Source organism: Mycobacterium sp. (assembly GCF_049802695.1).
Taxonomy (GTDB): Bacteria; Actinomycetota; Actinomycetes; order Mycobacteriales; family Mycobacteriaceae; genus Mycobacterium.
In genome coordinates this window covers 1-5,713 of the sequence record NZ_JBARMY010000071.1, presented here as the reverse complement: position 1 = coordinate 5,713, position 5,713 = coordinate 1, and the positions used below count along the sequence as shown (strand labels likewise).

Here is a 5,713-nt window from a genome sequence, read left to right as displayed (position 1 = left end):
GGGCGGACCCGGCAGCAGCCGCCGAGGATGCGCGCTCCGGCCGCGACCCACTGCCCGGCCAGCGCGGCGGAGAACCGCGAAGGACCCAGCCAGGCGTGGCGCTTGTCGTCCCAGCGCTCACCGCTGTTCGGGTAAACGATCACCGGCTTGCCCGTCTTCGCTGCCATCTCGATAGCCGGCAGCACGTCGTCGGGCGCACAGCAGTTGACGCCGACGGCGACGATCTCCGGTATCCCCTCGGCCAGGGCGAACGCCTCGACAAGGGGTTGACCGGCGCGAGTGCGCTCGCCGTCGACGGTGTAACTCAGCCACGCCGGCACCTTGAGGCGCCGGACCAGATTCAGCAGCGCTTCAGCTTCGTCGATGTCGGGCACGGTCTCCAGGGCCAGCACGTCAGCTCCCGCCTCGGCCAGCAGCTGCAGGCGGGGCTCGTGCCAGCTCTCCAACTGCTGCACGCTCAGCCCGTAACGCCCGCGGTATTCCGAGCCGTCGGCGAGCGCGGCACCGTACGGTCCGACCGACGCGGCCACCCATCGGCCGGGACCGGCCTCGTCGCGCGCGGTGACCGCCAGTTCGACGCTGCGGCGCAGCAGTCTGGCGGTGTCGTCCCGGCCCAGCCCGAAGGCGCTGAATCCTTCGAACGAAGCCTGATAGCTGGCCGATGTAGCGATCCGGGCGCCGGCACGGAAGAAGGCGGCGTGCACCGCGGTGATCTCGTTCGGCGCGTCCACCAGCAGCCTCGCCGACCACAACGCATCCGACAGATCCCGGCCGCGCGCCTCCAGCTCGGTAGCCAACCCGCCGTCGCTGATCAGCACGGTGTCATCAGCGAAGGCGAACTCCACCTCGTCACTGTAAAGTGATTCATCAGCTCGTTTCGTGGGCCGGCACGGCCCGGCATCACCGCTGCGCCCGGCGCGGGGTCCGCTCGGGTTTCTCGTTCGAGTAACGGGCGCGACACGCCAGGGACACGGTCGCGCGTTCCGGCGAGTGACAGGACGGTCAGGCGATATGTTTATCGGCGCGCTGGGCGATAGAAACTGAATACCACTGACGCTATTCGGCCTTATCGGTCGCGTTGCGCCCGAACCAGCGGGTAGCGTCGGGAAATCACGTGCGGCACATCACCACGAACGGCGACACAGGAAGTAGGCACTCAGCACCATGGCGCGCATCGGAGACGGCGGTGACCTGCTTAAGTGCTCGTTCTGCGGGAAAAGTCAGAAACAGGTCAAGAAGCTCATAGCAGGCCCCGGCGTTTATATCTGCGATGAATGCATCGATTTATGCAACGAGATCATCGAAGAAGAACTGGCCGACGCCGACGACGTCAAACTCGATGAGCTGCCCAAGCCGGCGGAGATCCGTGACTTCCTGGAAGGCTACGTCATCGGCCAGGACACCGCTAAGCGGACGCTGGCCGTCGCGGTCTACAACCACTACAAGCGCATCCAGGCCGGTGAAAAGGGTCGCGACTCCCGATCCGGCGAACCCGTCGAGCTGACCAAGTCCAACATTTTGATGCTGGGTCCGACCGGCTGCGGCAAGACGTATCTGGCGCAGACGCTGGCCAAGATGCTCAACGTACCGTTCGCGATCGCCGACGCCACCGCACTGACCGAGGCCGGTTATGTCGGCGAGGACGTCGAAAACATTCTGCTCAAACTGATTCAGGCCGCCGACTACGACGTGAAGCGTGCCGAGACCGGAATCATCTACATCGACGAGGTCGACAAGATCGCCCGCAAGAGCGAGAACCCGTCGATCACCCGCGACGTCTCCGGTGAAGGCGTGCAGCAGGCGCTGCTGAAGATTCTGGAAGGCACCCAGGCTTCGGTTCCTCCGCAGGGCGGCCGCAAGCATCCGCATCAGGAGTTCATCCAGATCGACACCACCAACGTGCTGTTCATCGTGGCCGGGGCGTTCGCTGGGCTGGAGAAGATCGTTTCTGACCGGGTAGGCAAGCGCGGGTTGGGCTTCGGGGCCGAGGTTCGCTCGAAGGCCGAGATCGACACCACCGACCATTTCGCCGAAGTGATGCCGGAAGATCTCATCAAATACGGGCTGATCCCGGAGTTCATTGGCCGGTTGCCGGTGGTCGCCTCGGTGACGAACCTGGACATGGAGTCGTTGGTCAAGATTCTGTCCGAGCCCAAGAACGCGTTGGTCAAGCAGTACACCCGGTTGTTCGAGATGGACGGCGTCGAGTTGGAGTTCACCCAGGACGCGCTGGAGGCCATCGCCGAGCAGGCGATTCACCGCGGCACGGGCGCCCGTGGTTTGCGCGCGATCATGGAAGAAGTGCTGCTGCCGGTGATGTACGACATCCCCAGCCGCGACGACGTGGCCAAGGTTGTGGTGACCAAGGAGACCGTCCAGGACAACGTCTTGCCGACGATCGTGCCCCGTAAGCCTTCGCGCACCGAACGCCGCGACAAGAGCGCCTAACCCCCTGGTTGCAGCAGCCTGTGCGGTGACGCGGTGACTGCCGAGCCGGCCGCGGTCGTCGATGCACTTCCCCGTCGATCCGCGCGTGCTCTGGACTTACTCAATTTCGCGCTGGCCGACGTCCGCGACGGCCTGGGTTCCTACCTGTCGATCTACCTACTGGCCACCCAGCACTGGGATCAGGCGCCGAAGCGCTAGCAAATGTTACCCATGAGTACCGCCGGTTCTTAGAGTTGACCGCCTGAGGCAAGTGACCAACACCACATTCTTCCTGCAAGCTCGGCGGCTGCACCGGAGTGAGCTGGGCGGATGGGGGCAAACAGGTGGCGTGATTGCGCGCGTTGCCGTTAACCATTGCCTAAGAAGAGTGCAATAATCGGTACTACCAGTGACATACAGTTTTGGACGGGCTTCCCACTCGCGCTTTGCGTAGATGCGGCGGCAGTGCCTCGGCAGGAGTGCCCGTACCGTAAACGGTTACGGAAGGCGAAGACGTGGGGGCTAACGGCAACGGCGCCGAGCCAGAATCTCATCTCGCCGGTACAGCGGCGACTCCACGGGAGCACCTGGAGAAGGTCGTCATCCGCTTCGCGGGGGACTCCGGTGACGGCATGCAGCTGACCGGCGATCGATTCACTTCCGAGGCAGCGTTATTCGGCAACGATTTGGCGACCCAGCCCAACTACCCGGCCGAAATCCGCGCTCCCGCAGGCACCCTGCCCGGCGTTTCGTCCTTTCAGATCCAGATCGCCGACTACGACATTCTCACGGCCGGCGACCGCCCCGACGTGCTCGTGGCGATGAATCCGGCAGCGCTGAAGGCCAATATCGGTGACCTGCCGCGCGGCGGAATGGTGATCGCCAATTCCGACGAGTTCACCAAGCGCAACCTGGCCAAAGTCGGTTACCAGGCGAACCCGCTCGACAATGGTGAGCTGTCCGACTACGTCGTGCACGCCGTCGCCATGACGACGCTGACGCTGGGTGCTGTCGATGAGATCGGCGCGACCAAGAAGGACGGTCAGCGCGCCAAGAACATGTTTGCACTTGGCCTGTTGTCGTGGATGTACGGACGGCCGATCGAGACCAGCCAGACGTTCATTCGGGAGAAGTTCGCGCGCAAGCCAGATGTCGCCGAAGCTAACGTGCTCGCCCTCAAGGCCGGCTGGAACTACGGCGAGACCACGGAAGCTTTCGGCACCACCTACGAGGTGTCTCCCGCGAGACTGCCGGCCGGTGAATACCGGCAGATCTCGGGAAACACCGCGCTGGCCTACGGGATCGTGACCGCCGGCCAGCTCGCCGGCATTCAAGTCGTACTGGGCAGCTACCCGATCACCCCTGCCTCCGACATCCTGCACGAGCTGAGCAAACACAAGAACTTCAATGTCGTCACCTTCCAGGCGGAAGACGAGATCGCCGGCATCGGCGCGGCGCTGGGTGCTTCCTACGGTGGGGCGCTCGGCGTCACCAGCACGTCCGGCCCAGGGTTGTCGCTGAAAGCCGAGGCGATCGGTCTGGCGGTGATGACCGAACTGCCGCTGCTGGTGATCGACGTGCAGCGTGGCGGGCCTTCGACCGGTCTGCCCACCAAGACCGAGCAGGCTGATCTGCTGCAGGCTCTTTACGGCCGCAACGGAGAATCGCCGGTCGCGGTGCTGGCCCCGCGCTCGCCGTCGGACTGCTTCGATACCGCCGTGGAGGCGGCGCGAATAGCGGTGTCCTATCACACGCCGGTGATCGTGTTGTCCGATGGCGCGATCGCCAATGGTTCCGAGCCGTGGCGAATTCCGGACGTGGACACGCTCGAGCCCATCGAGCATGTGTTCGCCAAACCCGATGAGCCGTTCCAGCCCTATGCCCGAGACCCGGAAACCCTGGCCCGACAGTTCGCAATCCCGGGAACCCCGGGGCTGGAACACCGCATCGGGGGTTTGGAAACGGCCAACGGCTCGGGCAACATCTCCTATGAGCCGGCCAACCACGACCTCATGGTTCGGTTGCGGAAAGCCAAGATCGACGGCATCCGGGTGCCCGATCAGACAGTCGACGACCCGACCGGTGACGCGGAGCTGCTGATCGTCGGTTGGGGCAGTTCCTACGGGCCGATCGGCGAGGCGTGCCGGCGTGCGCGGCGCAAGGGCATCAAAGTGGCTCACGCGCAACTGCGCCACCTGAACCCATTGCCCGGTAACCTGGGCGAGCTGCTGCGCCGCTACCCGACGGTGGTGGCTCCCGAAATGAACATGGGCCAGCTGGCGCTGCTGTTGCGTGGCAAGTACCTCGTCGACGTGCAGTCGGTCACCAAGGTGGCCGGCATGGCGTTCTTGGCCGACGAGCTCGAGGCCATCATCGATGCCGCGTTGACCGGCACGCTCGGCGAAGAAGAACGTGACAAAGCCAAATTCGCACGGTTGGCAGTCGCCACCGTGGGAAGCGGCGTAGGAGCTGATTTATGACTGACTTGATCGGCGCAGACCTCGGTGTGACCGACGTACTGGCGAAGAACAGCGGCGTGCCCACCACCGACCGACCGCAGAAGGCCAAGGACTTCACCAGTGACCAGGAAGTGCGCTGGTGTCCCGGTTGTGGTGACTACGTCATTCTCAACACCATCCGCAACTTCCTGCCCGAGCTCGGGCTGCGCCGCGAGAACATCGTCTTCGTCAGCGGCATCGGCTGCTCCAGCCGCTTCCCGTACTACTTGGAGACCTACGGGCTGCACTCCATTCACGGCCGGGCACCGGCCATCGCGACCGGTCTGGCGCTGGCCCGCGAGGACCTGTCGGTCTGGGTCGTCACCGGCGACGGTGACGCGCTGTCCATTGGCGGCAACCATCTGATCCACGCGCTGCGGCGCAACGTGAACTTGACGATCCTGCTGTTCAACAACCGGATCTACGGTCTGACGAAGGGTCAGTATTCGCCGACGTCCGAAATAGGCAAGGTCACCAAGTCCACGCCGATGGGTTCACTGGATCAGCCGTTCAACCCGGTGTCGATTGCGCTGGGTGCCGAGGCCAGTTTCGTCGGCCGGGCCCTGGACTCCGACCGCAAGGGGCTCTCTGAAGTGCTGCGCGCCGCCGCCGCGCACCGGGGCGCCGCGTTGGTCGAGATCCTGCAAGACTGCCCGATCTTCAACGACGGCTCGTTCGACGCGTTGCGCAAGGAAGGCGCCGAGGAACGGGTCATTAACGTCCGCCACGGTGAGCCGATCGTGTTTGGTGCCACTGACGAATACTGCGTGGTGCGCTCCGGTTTCAGC

Annotated in this window: 4 protein-coding genes and 1 pseudogene; 4 read left to right on the top strand and 1 reads right to left on the bottom strand. The window is 64.3% G+C overall.

Annotation, left to right across the window (positions count from 1 at the left end; translation table 11 throughout):
* A partial coding sequence (gene mmuM, locus WA317_RS02630; RefSeq protein ID WP_425171559.1) for a homocysteine S-methyltransferase occupies positions 1–845 on the bottom strand: 845 nt, incomplete at its 3' end.
* A 319-nt stretch (positions 846–1,164) separates the two neighbouring features.
* On the opposite strand from mmuM, the gene clpX reads away from it, so the two are divergent.
* The 4 genes and pseudogenes from clpX to WA317_RS02610 all read left to right on the top strand — a co-directional run.
* Positions 1,165–2,448, top strand: coding sequence for an ATP-dependent Clp protease ATP-binding subunit ClpX (gene clpX / locus WA317_RS02625; protein ID WP_425171558.1), 1,284 nt, complete (start codon positions 1,165–1,167; stop codon positions 2,446–2,448).
* A 33-nt stretch (positions 2,449–2,481) separates the two neighbouring features.
* Positions 2,482–2,634, top strand: a pseudogene (locus tag WA317_RS02620) (MFS transporter); the annotation flags it as partial.
* 308 nt (positions 2,635–2,942) lie between these two features.
* Complete coding sequence (locus WA317_RS02615) at positions 2,943–4,907, top strand: 2-oxoacid:acceptor oxidoreductase subunit alpha (protein WP_425171557.1); 1,965 nt, start codon at positions 2,943–2,945, stop codon at positions 4,905–4,907.
* The coding region (locus WA317_RS02610) for a 2-oxoacid:ferredoxin oxidoreductase subunit beta (RefSeq protein WP_425171556.1) at positions 4,904–5,713 on the top strand (810 nt) is incomplete at its 3' end. The genes WA317_RS02615 and WA317_RS02610, both read left to right, overlap by 4 nt.

Bases quoted from the DNA above. Each gene is read 5' to 3' on its own strand.
- clpX (WP_425171558.1), top strand. From the start codon at position 1,165: ATGGCGCGCATCGGAGACGGCGGTGACCTGCTTAAGTGCTCGTTCTGC.